At 51.8% G+C, this 17,951-nt stretch carries 16 protein-coding genes; 9 read left to right on the forward strand and 7 right to left on the reverse strand.

Annotated elements, in window-relative coordinates:
• Positions 1-32 precede the first annotated feature (32 nt).
• The 5 genes from ACO0LD_RS03775 (at position 33) to ACO0LD_RS03795 (ending at position 6,132) form a co-directional block, all read left to right on the forward strand.
• Entirely contained in the window at positions 33-2,123 is a 2,091-nt protein-coding gene (locus tag ACO0LD_RS03775) for a SpoIIE family protein phosphatase (protein WP_423003841.1), read from the forward strand.
• Positions 2,120-3,004 carry a transporter substrate-binding domain-containing protein gene (locus tag ACO0LD_RS03780; RefSeq protein ID WP_423003843.1) on the forward strand — a complete coding sequence of 295 codons (885 nt, stop codon included), beginning with the start codon at positions 2,120-2,122 and terminating at the stop codon, positions 3,002-3,004. The genes ACO0LD_RS03775 and ACO0LD_RS03780 overlap by 4 nt, the downstream gene beginning before the upstream one ends.
• Positions 2,995-3,834: a class I SAM-dependent methyltransferase gene (locus tag ACO0LD_RS03785; RefSeq protein WP_423003845.1), complete on the forward strand. Its 840-nt coding sequence runs from the start codon at positions 2,995-2,997 to the stop codon at positions 3,832-3,834. The genes ACO0LD_RS03780 and ACO0LD_RS03785 overlap by 10 nt, the downstream gene beginning before the upstream one ends.
• A gap of 73 nt (positions 3,835-3,907) precedes the next feature.
• Positions 3,908-5,485 (forward strand): transporter substrate-binding domain-containing protein, encoded by a 1,578-nt coding sequence (locus ACO0LD_RS03790; protein ID WP_423003847.1) that lies wholly within the window; start codon positions 3,908-3,910, stop codon positions 5,483-5,485.
• Positions 5,482-6,132, forward strand: a complete 651-nt coding sequence (locus ACO0LD_RS03795) for a polar amino acid ABC transporter permease (RefSeq protein WP_423003849.1) — start codon at positions 5,482-5,484, stop codon at positions 6,130-6,132. The genes ACO0LD_RS03790 and ACO0LD_RS03795 overlap by 4 nt, the downstream gene beginning before the upstream one ends.
• A 205-nt stretch (positions 6,133-6,337) precedes the next feature.
• On the opposite strand, the gene ACO0LD_RS03800 is transcribed toward ACO0LD_RS03795, so the two are convergent.
• The 4 genes from ACO0LD_RS03800 to ACO0LD_RS03815 form a co-directional block, all read right to left on the reverse strand.
• Positions 6,338-8,620, reverse strand: coding sequence for a molybdopterin cofactor-binding domain-containing protein (locus ACO0LD_RS03800; RefSeq protein WP_423003851.1), 2,283 nt, complete (start codon positions 8,618-8,620; stop codon positions 6,338-6,340).
• Complete coding sequence (locus ACO0LD_RS03805; protein ID WP_423003853.1) at positions 8,617-9,099, reverse strand: (2Fe-2S)-binding protein; 483 nt, start codon at positions 9,097-9,099, stop codon at positions 8,617-8,619. The genes ACO0LD_RS03800 and ACO0LD_RS03805 overlap by 4 nt, the downstream gene beginning before the upstream one ends.
• 130 nt (positions 9,100-9,229) lie before the next feature.
• Positions 9,230-9,910: a peptidoglycan editing factor PgeF gene (gene pgeF, locus ACO0LD_RS03810; protein ID WP_423003855.1), complete on the reverse strand. Its 681-nt coding sequence runs from the start codon at positions 9,908-9,910 to the stop codon at positions 9,230-9,232.
• 274 nt (positions 9,911-10,184) lie between these two features.
• Entirely contained in the window at positions 10,185-11,096 is a 912-nt protein-coding gene (locus ACO0LD_RS03815) for a LysR family transcriptional regulator (RefSeq protein ID WP_423003857.1), read from the reverse strand.
• A gap of 182 nt (positions 11,097-11,278) precedes the next feature.
• Between ACO0LD_RS03815 and ACO0LD_RS03820 the strand changes: the two genes are divergently transcribed.
• Positions 11,279-13,261 carry an alkyl/aryl-sulfatase gene (locus tag ACO0LD_RS03820; RefSeq protein WP_423003859.1) on the forward strand — a complete coding sequence of 661 codons (1,983 nt, stop codon included), beginning with the start codon at positions 11,279-11,281 and terminating at the stop codon, positions 13,259-13,261.
• Positions 13,262-13,359: 98 nt separating this feature from the next.
• Here ACO0LD_RS03820 and ACO0LD_RS03825 read toward each other — a convergent pair whose 3' ends face one another.
• The 3 genes from ACO0LD_RS03825 to ACO0LD_RS03835 all read right to left on the reverse strand — a co-directional run bounded on the left by ACO0LD_RS03825 (position 13,360) and on the right by ACO0LD_RS03835 (position 14,635).
• On the reverse strand, positions 13,360-13,905 hold the full coding sequence (locus tag ACO0LD_RS03825) for a surface-adhesin E family protein (RefSeq protein ID WP_423003861.1): 546 nt from the start codon (positions 13,903-13,905) through the stop codon (positions 13,360-13,362).
• Between the two features lie 145 nt (positions 13,906-14,050).
• On the reverse strand, positions 14,051-14,416 hold the full coding sequence (locus ACO0LD_RS03830) for a hypothetical protein (RefSeq protein ID WP_423003863.1): 366 nt from the start codon (positions 14,414-14,416) through the stop codon (positions 14,051-14,053).
• Positions 14,417-14,635, reverse strand: coding sequence for a hypothetical protein (locus ACO0LD_RS03835; RefSeq protein ID WP_423003865.1), 219 nt, complete (start codon positions 14,633-14,635; stop codon positions 14,417-14,419).
• Positions 14,636-14,910: 275 nt separating this feature from the next.
• On the opposite strand from ACO0LD_RS03835, the gene ACO0LD_RS03840 reads away from it, so the two are divergent.
• From ACO0LD_RS03840 to ACO0LD_RS03850, 3 genes are all read left to right on the forward strand, one after another.
• Entirely contained in the window at positions 14,911-15,384 is a 474-nt protein-coding gene (locus ACO0LD_RS03840; RefSeq protein ID WP_423003867.1) for a SecY-interacting protein Syd, read from the forward strand.
• 6 nt (positions 15,385-15,390) lie between these two features.
• A complete protein-coding gene (locus ACO0LD_RS03845; protein WP_423003869.1) occupies positions 15,391-15,876 on the forward strand; it encodes a DUF5071 domain-containing protein in 486 nt (161 codons plus the stop codon).
• A gap of 320 nt (positions 15,877-16,196) precedes the next feature.
• Positions 16,197-17,876 (forward strand): tetratricopeptide repeat protein, encoded by a 1,680-nt coding sequence (locus ACO0LD_RS03850; RefSeq protein ID WP_423003871.1) that lies wholly within the window; start codon positions 16,197-16,199, stop codon positions 17,874-17,876.
• Positions 17,877-17,951: the final 75 nt, after the last annotated feature.

The following is a 17,951-nucleotide window of genomic DNA, read 5'->3' on the forward strand; positions in this document are numbered from 1 at the left end:
AGACCAAAGACATCCAGACACCGGACCAGAAAATGCCTAGCACTACGCCGCCAGTCAGCAATAACAAAAAAAATAACGATATCAACTTCTTCCGCAACTATAACCGTCTGGTTGGCTTCACCTATATCGCTATCGTCGTGTTGACCATGGGATTCTTCCTGTTCCAGATACGGCAAAAACACACGGAAGAAATCAAGGTAATACAAGGTCATGTGGACAGGCATGGGCAATTTGTCGAGTTCATCTTGCGTTCATCACTCGACAGCCTGGAAGCCATGCGCATCTCGGCGGCCAATTTCTACGATAGCGCACCACCAGTATTGAGCGAAGCAGAAACACATCCCGGGCATTCACCCCTGTTCAAAACACTGGAACAGGAAAAGCAAAGCTTTGATCTCGACAAGGCACAAGAAAAAGATGCCACTGGCAATCTGAATGGCCTGGGCAAACTGCAAAGCCGCACCCCTGAGTTTTATCTGGATGTGGAAATGGCCCTGAACCTGAACCAGGTCTTCCAGGCGATTGCCTTTAATTTGCCAAATGCCAGCGAAAGCCGTTTCATATCGGTGGACAATTTTTCCAATACCTATCCCTGGATGGATGCAGCCAAACGTCCGCATAGCGACAAGGTATATCAAAGTCAGGTCTGGCTCATGGGCACGCCAGAGAAAAACCCTACCGGCGAAAAATACTGGGCACCTGTGTACTACGGTGGCACAGCCAGCGGCTTGCTGGTACCCACGGCTGCCCCTATCTACCATGATGACAAATTCCGTGGCGTGGTCTCCATCGATACCAGCCTCGATTACCTTAACCGCATCAATGCTGACTTTGCCTACAAGCCAGGTACAGCCTTTCTCGTCGATGCCTATGGTGAAGTAGTCGCCCACCCTGAGGCCTATGCCAATGCGCTGGAAGTGCAAGCCACGCAAAGACTGGAAAAAATCATGCCTGCAGGCATACTCACAGACGGCAAACGCCTGACAGATATCCCTGCAAATCAGGCAGTCGAGATGGGTGATTATCTGCTGATACGCCACCCCTTCATTTCCGCCCCCTGGCAACTGGTGTATGTCGTCCCCAAGTATCAGCTATGGAAAAATCTTTTGTGGGAACGTGGCCCCATCATGTTGCTGGTGATACTGGGGCTGACGCTGCTGATGATCGTCACTTATTATGTGACCACACGCGAATTCATTTCTCCTGCATCCAAACTGGTGGCACATATCGCAAAAGAAAGCCAGTTCACCCCGGCCCCGATACCGGTAGTACCCGGCACCTGGAAACCCTGGTTTGAAACTATCTCGCAAGCCTTCAAGCAAAGCCTGCAACTCGTCAGCATCAGGCAGGAACTGGATATTGCAGCCAATATGCAGTTATCGATCTTGCCGCGCCACTGGCCCAATCAAAAAGAGTTTTCTCTATGGGGCATCATGCGTTCTGCCAAGGAAGTGGGCGGTGACTTTTACGATCACTTCTCACTCGGCAATGGCAAGACAGGCATAGTCGTGGCTGACGTCAGTGGCAAGGGTGTGCCTGCCGCCCTGTTTGGCATGGTATCGAAAACCCTGATACGTGCGACCGCAACACGCAATGCCAGCGAGCCTGGCGAAATCATTGCCATCGCCAATGACATCCTCGCAGAAGACAATGATGAATGCATCTTCGTCACTACCTTTTATGCCGTGCTTGATCCGGCCACTGGCATGCTTACTTATGTCAATGGCGGCCACCCACCGCCGCTGCTGATACATCAGGATGGCACAACAGAATTCCTGCCCATGACAGGTGGCAGCGCCCTTGGCATCATGGACGGCATACCCTTTGCACAAAAAACTGTACAGTTACAAGCGGGTGATTATGTGTTGATCTACACCGATGGCGTAACTGAAGCCTTCAACCCCCAGAATGAAGAATACACGCCTGATCGCTTGCCACCCCTGTTTGAAAACCGGCCGATTGCAGATGTCAATGAAGCCGTCAACCGCACTGTTGCCGACGTAGACCTGCACGCCAATGGCGCGCCGCAATCAGATGATATTACCTGCGTCGCCCTGCATTTTCATTTTGCAAAAAATAGTGTGACCGATAATAAACCAGAAGAAGATCAGCAGGCATCATGATGACATTCAAATCCACCATCTTTAGCCTGGCCTTGTGTTGCACAATTTTAATGCTGAACTGTGCTGCTCAAGCAACCAGCCTGGCAGAAATCAAGCAGCGAGGCAAGCTCGTCGTCGGCGTCAAAAAAGACGTGCTGCTGTGGGGCTATCAGGACAGCGGCGGCAAGATCATAGGTATGGAACCGGACCTGGCGCAAAGCATAGCCACCGATCTTGGCGTACAACTGGAACTGGTGGGTGTGCTGACGGCTGAACGCATAGACGCCGTAAAAAGCGGCCAGGTCGATATCCTGATTGCCACCTTGACCGATACCCCGGAGAGGCAAAAAGAACTGGACCTCATCCTGCCGCATTACTATAGTTCAGGCGTCAACCTGCTGACCCGCAAGAGCGAGAATTTCAAGGAATGGACAGATTTGAAAAACCGCCGCGTTTGCAGCCGCCGTGGTGCTTTTTACAATCGCCGTGTGACGGTCACTTACGGTGCCGATGTGGTGGCGCTGTATTCAAATGACTGGTCCAAACAGGCTTTGCGCGATGGCCGCTGTGCTGCCCTGGTGTATGACGATACGGCTATCGCCGCCATGCTGCGCGCACCTGAATGGGGCAATGATTTTGTCATGCCCATGACCACCATCTTCACTACGCCCTGGTCCATCGCGATTGCCCCGACAGAGCGCGGTGGCGAGCTGGAAAAATACCTGTCCAAAACCATTATTAACTGGCACAGGAATGGCTATCTGCAGCAAGTCGAAAAATCCTGGTCCATACCGCCATCACGCTTTCTCGATGATATGCATAAGACCTGGAACAAGAAAGTCGACAATAAATGGTTATGCGGTGACAGCATCAGCCCAAGCACACCGAAAGAATGCCTGTGAAAGATGATTTGCCAGCACCTGTCCGTGACAATCATCAAATCACCGAGGCGATGACGGATTTGTATGACCGCTATTACACCAGTCATGAATACGAAAAGCGTTATCCCAAGCCCAATCAGGGCACCCTGCACTTCCTGTTTGACAATGGCGCAAAAGAGGCAAAAGACATACTCGATTTTGGTTGTGGCAATGGCCGCTATGCCCTACCCCTGCTGCAACAAACCAGTGCCAGGCTGACCGGTTTTGATATCTCACATGCAGCAATAGCCGAGCTGTCACGCTTTTTACAAAACAACCCGCATGCAGAGCGCATGCGACTGTTCGACGGCGACGCACAAATACTCAATGGGCAAGGCGACTATGACATGATCATGCTGATGTTTGGTGTGCTCAGCCATGTCGGCGACCATGCTGCCAGGATAGACACCCTAAGGCAATTACGCAGCCTGATACGGCCTGAGGGCAAGCTGGTACTCAGTGTGCCCAGCATCTTTCGCCGCCGTCCTTTTGAACTATTTGCCGCTTACTGGCAGCGCATGACGGGCAAGGCACGTGATACGCAAAAAGAACCAGGTAATATTTTATTCACCCGCAATATAGACAAACAGGCGCACCAGTTTTTTTATCACCTGTATTCTGTTGCAGGGCTGCGTGCAGAATTGCAGGAGGCTGGCTTTACCATCACAGCCCTGTCACCTGAAAGCCTGTTACCAGAATGGATGATTACCCAGCACGATCTTTTGGGCAAACTTGATGAAGCCTTGCTACCCCTGCTGCCTGCCGCTCTGGGCTATGGCATACGTGCGGTGGCTGTGCCCGTAAAAACTTGATTCAAACATGAAGACATACAAAAGAAAAATAAAATCATATTGCGGCATGCTACTTTTGTTGATGATGCTTTTCATGACAGCAGCAATACAAGTACAAGCACAAACAACAAAGCCCCCCGCCGCAAGCGAAAGACTGACACTGATACGCGAACGTGGTGCCATCATTGTCGGCGTAAAAACCGATTACCCACCGTTTGGCATGCTTGATGTGAATGGTGTGCCCGAAGGTTTTGAGCACGACCTGGCTGCCGACATCGCCAAACGCCTGGGCGTTGGCTTGCGCAAAGTCAGTGTCACCGGCAGTAACCGTCTGCAAAAATTGCAGGAAGGTGTCATCGACCTGGTGGTCGCCACCACTGGCGACACAGCAGAACGCCGCCAGATCGTGACCATGATAGAGCCGAATTATTATGCCTCCGGCGTCACCCTGTTCATGCCACCGACAGCAAGCATCAAGGACTGGGCAGATACCCGCGGTCAACCGGTATGCGCCACGCAGGGCTCCTACTTCAACCGCGTCATGCAGCAACGCTACCTGATGGAATTGCAGATGTATAACAATGCCAGGGATGCCAAACTGGCTGTCAAGGATGGGCGTTGCATAGGCTATCTGTTCGATAATACCGCCATCATCAATGATCTCGCCAATCCTGAATGGAAGGGCTATAAGGCCCCCTTGCCACCGACGCTGAACACCCCCTGGGCGATGGCGATCAGCAAAGATGAAAAAGGCACGGAATTTGAAAAGATGCTGGGTGATATAGTCGCCGACTGGCATCGCAGCGGTTTTTTGCAGGAAAGAGAAAAGACCTGGGGCATAGCCCCATCCAGATTCCTGGCAGATACCCACGCACTGTGGCAAAAAGATGAAAGCGACAAGACCCCTTTTTGTCACCGCATGGCAGATGGCAGTTGGCGCACAGAATGCCGTAACCAGGTGTTCCTGACTTCAACCGATGTAGGCGGCCTGGCGCAACTTGGAATGTGGCTCAATGAAACCACGGGCATCAACCTGACCCTGGTATATGACAGCTTTGACCGCAGCCAGTTCTTTTATGGCTTGCTGGTCAGCCTGCTGCTGACTGTCTTGTGCATCACTTGCAGTCTCTTGCTGGGCTGGGCTGGTGCAGTATTTGCCGAATCAAAGCTATGGCTCTTGTCTGCCACGGCACGTCTGCTGGGCACTGTGGGCCGCATGACACCACCACTACTGTGCATGTATCTGCTGCTGTTTGGTGTGGGTGCGATACTCAATGAGTCTGTTGGCTTAGAGCTGCCTGCCTTTGGCGTCGTAGTGTTTTGCCTCAGCGTGTATACCGGTGCGGGTGTCATGACGGCCTTGCTGGATGCGGCAACCGCTTACCGTTTGCAGCATGGTGAATTCCGCCTGCGTTTTGCCACTACCTCACAAATCGCCAGGCTGGCCAGTGGTTCGGTCACGGCTTCGCTGATCAATGTCTCCAAGGCCACCATGATGGCCTCTGCCGTAGCCGTGCCTGAGTTGTTGTCGGCCACCACGTCCATCATCAATGAACGCGGCAATGTCGGCGTCATGATGAATGCCCTGCTCCTGACCTTCTTATTGATCATCTTTGCCGTCGTACGTGTCATACGTCAGCTTGAACAAAAAATCCTGGCGAGAGTCGCATGATGGACAGCACAGAAATCTTCCAGCACTTGCTGACCTGGACACCATTTTTGCTTGGTGGCTTTGCCATGAATATCTGGATATCCATCGTCGCCATGGTGACAGGTACGGCCATAGGCTGGGCGCTGGCGTCCTTGCGATTATCGAACCATCCGCAGCGCGTCAAAGCCAGCCTGGTGGCAACTGAATTTTCGCGCAGCATACCAACTATCGTGTTCCAGTTTTACCTGGCCTTCATGCTGCCATCTGAAATCTTGCTACCTTATTTCAAGACCATCATCAGCTTCCCGGTATGGATCAAGGCCGCACTGGCATTGGCGATAGCTGTCATCGGCTTTACCAGCGATAACCTGACCATCGCCATGGATGAATGGAAGAAGGGTAACCACCATGCCGCTTTCCTGTTCATCCCCAGCTGGACCAGCTATGCGCTGATCATCGTCATGGCATCGAGCACCGCATCCATCATCGGCGTTAGCGAACTCGTCAGCCGCTGCAACACCGTCATCAATGCGACAGGTAATACCGCTTTGATGTTGCCGGTTTATTTGTATGCCTGCTTGTTCTTTTTTTGTTTTTGTTATCCGCTGACTTTGTTGATGAGGCGGATTTCAAGGCAGTTGAAGTTGCGGTATGGGATGGAGAGTTGAGGTATTGAAGTAAAGCTCAGTGATCGATTGCATCAAAAATTTAACGATCCCCTCCCCTTCAAGGGGAGGGTCAGGGTGGGGATGGGTTTCGGTCGATTAACGGCAAATGAATTTACCTTAGAAACCCATCCCCATCCCCGCCTTCCCCTTGAAGGGGAAGGGGTTTAAATTCTACACCCGCCCCAAATGACGAAACATTACCCCATCAACTCCAACTCAAATCCGTATGCGTCAACGGCAACTGCCTGACCCGCTTGCCGGTCGCTGCAAAAATCGCATTGCAGATGGCAGGTGCCACTGGCGGAAAGGCTGGCTCACCCAAACCCGTCACAGGAAAATCCGTCTTCAGGAAATGTGCTTCCACCTTGGTATAACTGTCCTTGATGCGCAGCAAGGGGTATTCATGGAAATTACCCTGCACGACACGGCCACGCTGTATATCCAGTTCCGGGAACATCAGAGTGCTGATGCCATCCAGCACTGAACCTTGTACCTGGTTTTCTGCGCCGCTGAGGTTGACGATTTGTGAGCCTATGTCGGTCACGACGACGACGCGGTCCACCTTGAGCTCTCCCTTTTTACTGACCGTCACTTCCGCTACCTGGGCAATATAGCCGCGATGGCTGAAATGGAAGGCGATGCCCTGCCCCTGGCCACGGGCGAATTTCTTTTTACCCCAGCCAGCCTTGATTGCCACTTCCTGCAAGACGCGTTTCATGCGGCCTACATGGTAGGGCTGGCCACGCTCGCCCGTGCCGGGTACGATCTCTTTATCACCGAGTATATCGAGTCGAAATTCCATAGGATCACGCCCTGCAGCATGGGCCAGTTCATCAATAAAGCTATGGAAAACCCAGGCAAACACATTGCTGCCCGGCGCACGCCATGGGCCCATGGGGATATTGCATTCCATCAGCGTCTGTTCCAGCAGGCAATTGTCGAGCCAGCGACCAGGGAATTCATCTCCCGACAAACCAGCACCACTGCCCGCCTGCAATTGCGGCTTGCCATCCCGCATGACCTTGTTGCCAAAACTGACGAAATGATTATGCCAGGCTGTGAGCTTGCCCTTGTCATCCACCGCGCCGCGCAAGAAGTGGAAGCCGCCCGCGCGGAAATGGTCGTGCCGCATATCATCTTCACGCGACCAGGTCAGCTTGACTGGTGCATTGACGCGTTTCGCAATCGCTGCCGCTTCGACGATAAAGTCAGAACTGAGGCGGCGGCCAAAACCGCCACCGCTGCGGGTGATGTGCAGCTTGATTTTTTCCTTAGGCATGGCGAGTACATCGGCCACCAGAGCCTGGCCAGATTCTGGCAACTGAGTTGGTGCCCAGATCTCTAGGCTGCTGTCTTGTGCGTTATACGCAGCCGTGCAATTTTGTGGCTCCATGCTGGCATGCGAAATGAAGGCGTAGGAATAGGCAGCTTCCACTGTCTTGGCGGCTTTGCCCATGGCAGCTGCAATATCACCATCCTTGCGCAAAGTGGCGGTGCCTGGCTGGGTAGACAGTTTTTTGGCTTGCTCGGCAAAACCGGCCCAGCTCTCAGTTGCGCCCTTGCCTTCATCCCATTTCACTTCCAGCAGCTTGCGGGCGCTAAAGGCGGCCCAGGTAGTCTCGGCAATAATGGCAACGCCGGGCATGAGGCCACGCAGGTTATCCGTACCTTCAATGACAAAGGCATCCCTGACGCCAGGCTGGGCCTTGACATGGTCGAGATTGGCACTGACGACCTTGCCACCAAAGACCGGGCATTTTTCGTAAACTGCATACACCATGCCGGGCAATTTCACATCGATACCAAACAGCGGCTTGCCGCTAACGATGGATGAGTTATCAACCCCGCCTATGCGCGTACCCAGCAATTTGAATTGCGCCGGGTCCTTGAGTTTGACATCCTTGGCATCTGGCACAGGCAATGTGGCAGCCTTCGCCGCCAATGCCGCATACGTCAGCTTACGCTGGCTGGCAGCATGGTGCACGGCACTGTCCGCCGCATGGCATTCAGATGCTGGCACATTCCAGGTTTGCGCAGCCGCACTGACGAGCATGGTGCGTGCCGTGGCACCCAGCCTGTGGAATTCATTGTAATTGGTTGGCGTGGAAGTCGAACCACCCGCACCCTGGCTGCCATAGGCAGGATTAAGGTCACCCTGGATGATACGTACATCCTTCCAGCTCACTTCCAGCTCTTCGGCAATCACCATAGGTAGTGAAGTCTTGATACCCTGGCCTATCTCAGGTTGTTTGGAAACCAGGGTCACCGTGCCATCACTACCTATGCGTATCAGGGCATGTGGGACAAAGTCTGTAGCGGTACTCATTGCATTAGCAGCAGGCTTGCTGATCTGCGCCATCGCACTATCGCCTACACCCAGATAAGCCAGTACCAGGCCACCGCCAGTGAACGCTGACATACGTAAAAAGTCACGGCGGGCCGGGGAGCTTACTTCTGGCTGTACTGCGTTGTTTGTCTGCTTATTCATTTCGCCACCTTTTTCTTGCCATTAGCGATTTCTGTTGCCCTGTGTATGCCCGCACGTATGCGTATATAGGCAGCGCAGCGACACAGGTTGCCACCCATGGCAGCATCGATATCGGCGTCAGTAGGATGGGGTTTGTCTTTCAGCAAGGCAGCAGCCGTCATGATCTGGCCTGCCTGGCAATAGCCGCATTGCGGCACGTCCAGTTCTTGCCAGGCAGTTTGCAGCGGGTGCATGGCCTTGGCATCCAGGCCTTCTATGGTGGTGACTTTTTGCTTGGCCAGTGCAGAAACCGGCACCATGCAGGATCGGGTAGGCACACCATTGATATGCACGGTACAGGCACCGCATTGCCCTACGCCACAGCCATATTTGGTGCCGACCAGGTTCAGGCTGTCACGCAGCGCCCATAGCAAGGGGGTATCTGGGGCAACGTCTACGGCCTGCGTCTTGCCGTTGATATTCAGGGTGTGTTTACTCATATTGCGTCCGTCTCAAGATAGGTCGACAAAGTGCTGCTAATTGCAGCCTGAATAGCTGCCGGGATAAAATCCAGCCAGATTGCCGGATTTGACCAGTAATCTGGCCAAGGGTTCAGTCCAAGCAAAGATTCTACGGCAAAATCACCAGCCCCGAATGCTGAAAAGAATTACGGTCACCACGACGATAACTGCGGTAGACATGTTTGCCTTCTACAGTCTTGCTGCACATGGTGCAAGGCACTGCATGGTCAATCTCTGTAATACCGATTTGCTGCAAGGCACGTCTGGCCAATACATTCAGGTCTACATGCCGGTAACGCGGGTTGATGGCTGTGGCATCCAGGTCAGGGAACTGCCGCACAAAATCCGCAGCCAGTTCTTCACTGACTTCAAAGCAGCATGGGCCTATATGCGCACCGATGGCCGCCACCCAGTCTTGCGGTTGCTCGCCTTGCGCAGCCAGTTCTTGCCATAGCGTCTGCACTACACCGCCGACTATGCCGCGCCAGCCTGCATGGGCAGCAGCGATCATCTTGCCATCCCGTCTAGCCATCAAAACTGGCACACAATCAGCAGTGATCACGGTCACGGGTATGCCAGGCAGGCGCGTGAAAAAAGCATCGGCATCGCCACATTGCTGGAATTGTTCTGTCACTTCCACCACGCGGGTACCATGTACCTGCAGTTTGTTGGGTACGGTGTCCCAATGCCCGCTGAGGCTGGCTGGCACAAAATCCCGGGCGTTACCAAAGCCATATTGTATGCCGGGTATGCTGGCGAGAATGGCGCTGTGGTGGTGACTGCGATGCAAGGCTTGCTCCGGTGAATTAAGTGAAAGCAAGATTTTAGCGAGTTTTGGACTTTAGCGCCCGGCCTGTCTCTGTATATGTTAGGACTTACGCAAAATTGTCCCAGCAAGGCTATCGCTTTAGGAAACCTCTCTTGCAAGAGAGCTTCGTTCCGTCGGCAGGCAACATGTTGCCTGAAACCCCGACTACACCGTCAGCGACGAAGACAGTACTTTAGTACCGAATTTGCTAAATGCGGGAGCTGCAACGCAGCTGGGGCGGTTTTGCGTAAGTCCACTACTGCCGCGCATGCAATTCAGCCAATTCCTTGAACCTGCCTATGACAAACTGCGCCACTGGCGAATGACTACGCCCCCGCAGGGAAACGATACCCACCTCGGAATGCATATTCGGGATACCGGTTATCACCAGCGGCAGCATCAAGCCACGCTGAATTTCGTCTGCCACGGCAGCATTGATGGCAGCAAGTATGGTGTCAGACTCCATAGCCGCACGCTTCAGTGTCAGCACATCGTCACATTCAAGCGCAATCGGCAAGGCTACCCCCGCTGGCAAACCCAGTAATTGCGCCAGTGCCTTGCGTATCGCTTGCGGCAAACACACCGATGCCAGGCCATAATCGAGGATATCCACAGGCAGCCTTTCTGCCTTGCTCAATAACGGGTGCCCGGCACGCACAAAAAAACCGCCGCGCTGGCGCGCCAGCAAATCAATGTCCAGATCCTGGTCCGGCGGCAGGTCACGTGTATCTGCCACAAAAAAATCCAGTTCTTCAGCCCGCAGATGCTGGGCCAGGTATTCCCAGTTATTGACTTCTACCCGCAAACTGACGCTGGCAAAATTCTGCCGCAATTCTGGCATCAGCATGGGCAGCAAGGTCGCCGCCGGAAATGGCCCCACGCCTATCGCCAGTTCACCTATCTGCTTGCTGCGGTATAGCTCGATATCCCTTTGCAGGCAATTGCTGTCAAACACCAGCTTGCGCGCCCGGTCTATAAAAAAGCTGCCCGCCGGAGTAGGCAGCACCTCGGTCGTGCCACGGTCAAACAATTGCACCTGCAACTCAGCCTCTGCCGCCTGTATGCTACGGCTAAGGGCAGATTGCGACAGATGCACGCGCTCGGCAGCGCGGGCGAAATTCTTTTCATCTGCCAGGGCAACTACATGTTTGAGTCGCTTAAGTTCCATTATGTTCCATGAGATTGACCTGAAGAAGACAGCATAAAACATAGGTGCGTGTATGCTTGAGCATAGCATTGTCATTTAAATACTCCCATGCATGCAGTGCATTGATTTTAGCCTAAGAATGCATTGGACAACTACAACTCGCTGCCCTACGCTCTTCCATAAAATAAATAATGGAGACTGTCATGCATCACTTGAAGTTAACACCTCTCGCCGCCCTGCTCATAGGCAGCCTCGCTAGCAGCCTCATCCTCAGCGCTTGCGGACAAAAGGCCAGCAACGCCCCCATGGGCGACGCCACGGCCACCACCGTCAAAGCCAATGCCGACATGGCACAAAGCCTGGCGCTGGATGACCAGCAAGACTTTGAAGATGCCAAACGCGGCCTGATCGCCAAACCAGAAGGCAAAATCCTCGGCCCGGCAGGTGAAGTGCTTATCGATTTCGATGCATGGAAATTCATTGATGGAGCCGCCCCCGCCACGGTCAACCCCAGCCTGTGGCGGCATGCCAAACTGAATGCGCAAATCGGTCTGTTCAAAGTCACCGATGGCATTTATCAGTTGCGCGGTTTTGATATCGCCAATATGAGCATCATAGCAGGCAAGACAGGCTGGATCATCGTTGACCCGCTGACTTCAAAAGAAAGCGCCAGCGCCGCCCTTGCCTTTGCCCGCAAACACCTCGGTGACAAAGCAGTGACTGCCATCGTCTTCACCCACAGCCATGCCGACCATTTTGGTGGCGCACTCGGCGTCATCACGCCAGAAGAAGTCAAAAACAAAAACATTCCCGTCATCGCCCCCGATGGTTTCATGGAAGAAGCCACCAGCGAAAATATCCTCGTCGGCACCGCCATGGCCAGGCGCTCTGGCTACCAGTTTGGCAAAGACCTGGAGCGCTCGCCCAAGGGCCTGGTCGATACTGGTCTGGGCAAAGCGGTCGCCTACGGCAGCATAGGTGTGCTGGCACCTAACCAGCTCGTCACCAAAGAAACGCAGGAACTGACATTGGACGGTGTGAACTTTGTCTTCCACAATGTGCCGGGTGCAGAAGCACCGTCAGAACTGACCTTCAGCATCCCCGATAAAAAAGCCTATGCCGGTGCCGAGATACTCGCGCAAACCATGCACAATCTCTTGCCCGTGCGCGGTGCCAAGGCACGCGATGCACAACGCTGGAGCAGCTACCTCGAACAGGCACTGGCACAAAGTGCCGATGCCGATGTCTATTTTGGCCAGCACAACTGGCCCATCTGGGGCAAACCACGCATTGCAGAATTCATCACCAAGCAGCGCGATGTCTATAAATACACCCACGACCAGACCGTGCGCCTCATCAATGCAGGTTACACGCCTTACGAAATCGCCGACAAAATCAAGCTGCCCAAATCACTGGAAAACTATTTCGGTGCGCGCGGCTACTACGGTGACCTGCGCCACAATATCAAAGCCGTGTATCAGTTTTACATAGGCGCGTATGACGGCAACCCCGCCAACCTGAACCGCCTGCCACCACAGGAATCCGCCAAACACTATGTAGAATTACTGGGCGGCGCAGACAAAGCCATCGCCGCCGCACAAACATCGTTCGACAAAGGAGAATACCGCTGGACAGCCGAGCTGCTGAACCACGTCGTCTTTGCCGACAGCAAAAACAAAAACGCCAAAGAACTCCTAGCCCGCACTTACGAACAAATGGGCTACGCAGCAGAGGCATCCACCTGGCGCAACAGCTACCTCACAGCAGCCAACGAACTGCGCAACGGCTCACCCGCCAAAGGCGTCAACCGCGCTGCCATGATAGACATGCTGAGCCAAACCCCGATAGAACGCTTCCTCGAAGCCATGGCCGCCGGCCTCAACGGCCCCGATGCCGAAGGCAAAGACTACAAGCTCAATCTGGTACTGACCGACACCAAAGAATCATACGTACTATGGATAGAAAACGCCGTACTGCATCACAAAAAAGCCGAACCAGTAAAAGACGCGAATGCCACACTGACACTGACCAAACCCATCTTCATCAAGATGATGGCGGGGACGGCGGGTGTTAAAGATACGCTGTTCAGTGATGACTTGAAAATCGATGGGAGCAAGATAGATTTGGTGCGCTTCTTTGGCCTCATCGACAAGGCGCAGGGGACGTTTGGGATTGTGACGAAGTAAACATATATAAGAATCGCACTGCCCCACTCGCCGGAATGTGCGATTCACATTAACACACATGTGTTTTTGCAGGCTCGACTCACAGTCTCAGGCTTAAGCTATTTTTTGTAAGCGCAAATTTCCCTAAGAACACCTTCTCCCATACTTTCTGGAACGACTTCAATATATTGAATTTTATTTATAGGTATAACATCTGAGGCCACCACGTCACCGCTGCCCATATTACCTGTATAAGCAATTCTCTGTACATTCCCTACTTCATTTTGTTTGCATTTATAAATTTGCAGACGTTTTGTTGATTTGTATGAAATTCCATTCTCGTTCTTTAAATCATAAAAAGAAGTAAGAACCCATACTTTTCTCGCACTACCATTTTCAGTTAAACTTTTCTTATTAAAATATTCCGAGTATCGCTTTGCAACGTCCGGTAATACTTCTACCCAATCACTGCCTATTGGTAACTCTTTTTTACCATTATCAATCCCATTCAAATCAACCCTCTTGCAAATGGCAAAATCAACTCCGGTTTGATCAGTGTTTTTATACTCTTTCTTGCCGTTTTTATTCGTACATAGATATACATTGCTTTGAGCGAGGGAATATATTGGGAACAACAGAAAAATAAAAATCATAAACTTACTCATTTCATCTCCCTACATTTAATTAAAATGTCTGGCAAGTATGATACTTTCTTCCTATATTATGTGCGCTATATTTTAGAAAAATTGATACCAGATCTCATCGATACAATAAGAACAGAGCTTGGGCATCTAATAAGCATAGATACGATCAGTGAAATGTAATCGTAGTACGTATGTAAATAGTTGAGCAAACATAACTCTCAAGCTTGATAACTGCATCAGTTTGTGACACAGATTTCATGCTGTTGTGTTTAGCCATAGCTGCATACACAAAATAGTAAGCGATATAGCAAAAAGCCAGCAGGAAGAAAGCCAATATGGCATTCCCCAACACAGAAAATGCTTTACTGGATTTTTTCTCTTTCCCCGGCCCACGCGCCAACGACCAGATGATAACAACGATAGCCGCGAACCCGCCTATACTTGCGGCCAGTGTCAGCAGCCCTCCACCGTCATGTGCAAAGGCGCTACTGTGGAAAAGTAGCAGGCTTACAAAAAGAGGCATCAGTCTCATTCAGGCTGCTACCTGATTTTTTCTGTCTGCGATTGCCGCCTGGTTGCGAATAATATCGAGCTCCATGGCCCTCATTTTTTGCTGGTGTTCCATGGTGCGCTGTTGCAGGTCGGCTTCTTGCTGGCTAGTCTTGATCCAGGCATGGCACACTGCATAAGCGATAGCAACAGCAAATGCACCCAGGGGAACAATTTGTGAGTAAGAGAGTATGTCGGACATGGCAACTTTCCTTGCTTGGTTGATGGAGACTTCAGTATAGGGAAACCGGGCCCTCTGTATAAGTAGCGACTGTAAGCAGTATGGCATGACAAATGTCATCCCATTGTGCCTGTGCTGGCTGCTCTCCAGTCAGGCTCATGGTGTTATTCTATGCAAGCTGAGCATTACGCGTCTTTTTATCCAGCCTCAAACTTGGAAATATCAGCCTGAGCGCCGCCATGCGCAGAGCAATCAGCAAGATATACTAATAATACTTCCTGTTAAAGAACCAAGAAATGAGAACGATCGCAGAACTACTGCTAGCTGGCCTGGAATGGCAAGCGAATTTCGAAAAAATTGAATATATCCCTGAATGGTCTTCACCGTGCGTGATTTTGCCTGCGGATAGTAACGGATTTGTGCATTGGCACCCTGCACCGATTAGCGACAAGACTACCATTGAAAAGTTAAAGTTGCGGTCTGAAATCGGCGATTTTTTCACCAGCTATTTTGGAAAACCAATCTACGCAAATCACTCCGGTGAAGAATGCATTATCCATGCTAGCTGGAATCAACAGGAACTTGAGTCCACAGCGTCCGATGTGAGTCTCATGTTATCGGAAGAAATACCAATCTGCATTGCCACTACAAATTCTGATTTCTATTTTGGTGCATGCAACAAAACTGGCACAATATGGTTATGCGAGCCTGGCTACCCACCCATCAGGAAAGTATCAGAATCCCTGCACGACTTTCTATCAGAAACTTGAGGCAAAATGTCATCCGAGAATCTGTGTCCAAGAAACAAGCACGATCATGAAAGAGTAAAAGCCGTAATTGCTGCAGGGCCTGCAGCCGCAGAGCCCATACTCGAAGGCCTGTTTATCTGGCTGCAGGATATCAATTATCCAATTGCGAGACCGATTGCGGATTTTCTTGTCACGGTTGGCGACCCACTCATTCCGCATATCAAGAAAATATTGCGCTCTAACGACCAGCCATGGATAGAATTTGTCCTCGATTATGTCGTCGAAAGACTGGCCCCGGAACACATCCATGCGCTCAAGGCGGAACTCAATCAACTGGCGATGGCGGGCATGTCTGAGAGTGATGTCATCGCGATACGAATTGGTGCATCGGCAGGCATTTGGGATGCAAAAACCTTGAACTGGATGCTCGACAGTCATATCCGAGCATGCGAAGGATTTTTGCTTGAACTTAAAGCGCTTAAAGCCGAGGCATCGCAAAAACAGCAAGTGTAAGTATGATGAGTGAAACGCAATCGTACCCAAGTTGCATCTCACATTAGTTGCAACCACCTCAACATGCCCAAGCCAGTACGTCACGCTTCTCCCTTGCGTAGCATATCCCTCTATAAACTACTGATTCCTAATAGCTTGATGGTAGCAGTAATGCATGCCACAAAGTGTGGTAATAAATTTGCCCGAAGTAACTAATATTTCCCTGCGAAATCATTCCCTCCAGCAACAGCCTTGCACACAACCCTGACTACGTTTATATTGCCGGGTCGCCCGCCCCTATATCGCGCTTTTACAGTGCATAACAACAATTCAGAGTAGCCATGTCCGCAGAACCCCAGATCAAGATTTACCAAGACGATATCACGCCATTTTTGCAGCGCCTGCCTGCTTTTTTGCTCTTCCCTTTCAAGCCTGCACCGCTGATCATGATTGCGGGCTTGTCGGCCCTGAGTATCGTGACGGTGTTTGCCTTTGGCATGTTTCGTGGCTTGCTGACGCTGTTCTTTTTGCGTTATGCGTATGCGGTCATGGAAATGGCGTCCATGGGCAAACTGGAACCCAAATGGGATGACATCACCATCTGGGGCAATAAGGACAAACGACCATACAAGCAAAATCTGGTGTTCTTGCTATATTTTGTATTGATGATCGTGGTCTCTGCTTATGCCATCAAACCGGATACGAGCGTTTCAGCGGCAGCGTCCAAAGCCGCCGCTGCGAGTTCGCGTCTGCCTGCTGCAGCGTCACTGCCCGCAACACCGGGTAATGATGCCTACCCTGCTCGAAAGCCTGCGACACCGGATGAGGATGACGATGCTGAGCAGGATGAACAGAAAACCATCAGTCAGTATGATATGACTGGCCCCAAGGTCAGCGATGGCAGTGAAGAGGCAGCCCGCCGTATCGCGATGCGCGAGGCGGAACTAACGTATGGTACGCAAAACGGTGCGCAAACTAACGGCATGGAAGAAGAAAGCAGCAATCAGCCGCGCAGCAGGATGGATAGATTCATGGCACCAGATGTGCATTTCGCCAAATGGTTTTATCTGGTCGCGATACTGTTTGCCCTGCCGATACCTGCTGCCGTGATGGTGCTGGCGATTGAAGACAATGCCTGGCGTGCACTCAATCCTGCGACGGCCTTGTTCTTCATACGTGGCATGGGTGCATCCTACTTCGTGGTGTGGGCGATCTTTGGTGCAGTCTTGCTGACTATAGAAGGCTTGCGCCATCTGATACCACCCACCTGGTCGCCCTTCGTGAGCGTGCCGCTGATGACCTTCCTGAATTTCTACCTGATCCTGGCAACCTACTCGATGATGGGCTATGTGCTGTATCAATACCATCAGCAACTCGGTTTGCATGTAGCAGTGGATTTTGATACACACAGGGACAGTGCAAAGGCGCAGGACAATGCGGCACCAGCATCATCTGACCCGTTTATACAGCGCATTGACGCGCTCTTGATGAAGGGTGAACTGGATGCTGCTTTGCGCATACTGGAAGATGAAATGCGCTATGAGCGCGGCAACCTGACCCTGAATGAAAAACTGTATCAGTTGCTATTGCGAAAAGGCGATGAAAAACGTATCTGCGAACAGGCGCGGCGCTATATGCTGGTCCTGGGCAAAGCTGGTTACCACGAAAAAGCCATGCATATGCTGGGCGAACTTAAAAAGCGCGACCCGGCTTTTGAAGTGCAGCCTGACGATATCCTGCAGGTTGCCAGCAGTTCTTTTGCGACCAATGATTTCAAGGGCGCGATGAACCTGATACAGGGCTTTGATAAAAAGAACCCCAAGCATGCAGACATCCCAGCCGTATACATGCTGGCTGCCCGCCTGTCCGGCGACCATTTCCGCAAATATGCGCAGGCAATTTCCATCGTGAATGTGATCTTGCAACGCTATCCGGATGCAAGCGTGGCGGCAGAAGCGAGCACCTATCTGGAGAAAATGCAGAAGATGATGGCAGCATTACCGCCTGCGGCGTCAAGCTGATCAGTTGATATTGGTCAGCGCCCCACTGAAAAACAGAGGCGGTTGCACGTTAGCGCAGCTCTGTTTTTGACTCTC

Origin of the sequence: Undibacterium sp. Ji83W (assembly GCF_049340385.1) — a bacterium.
Taxonomy (GTDB): Bacteria; Pseudomonadota; Gammaproteobacteria; order Burkholderiales; family Burkholderiaceae_D; genus Undibacterium.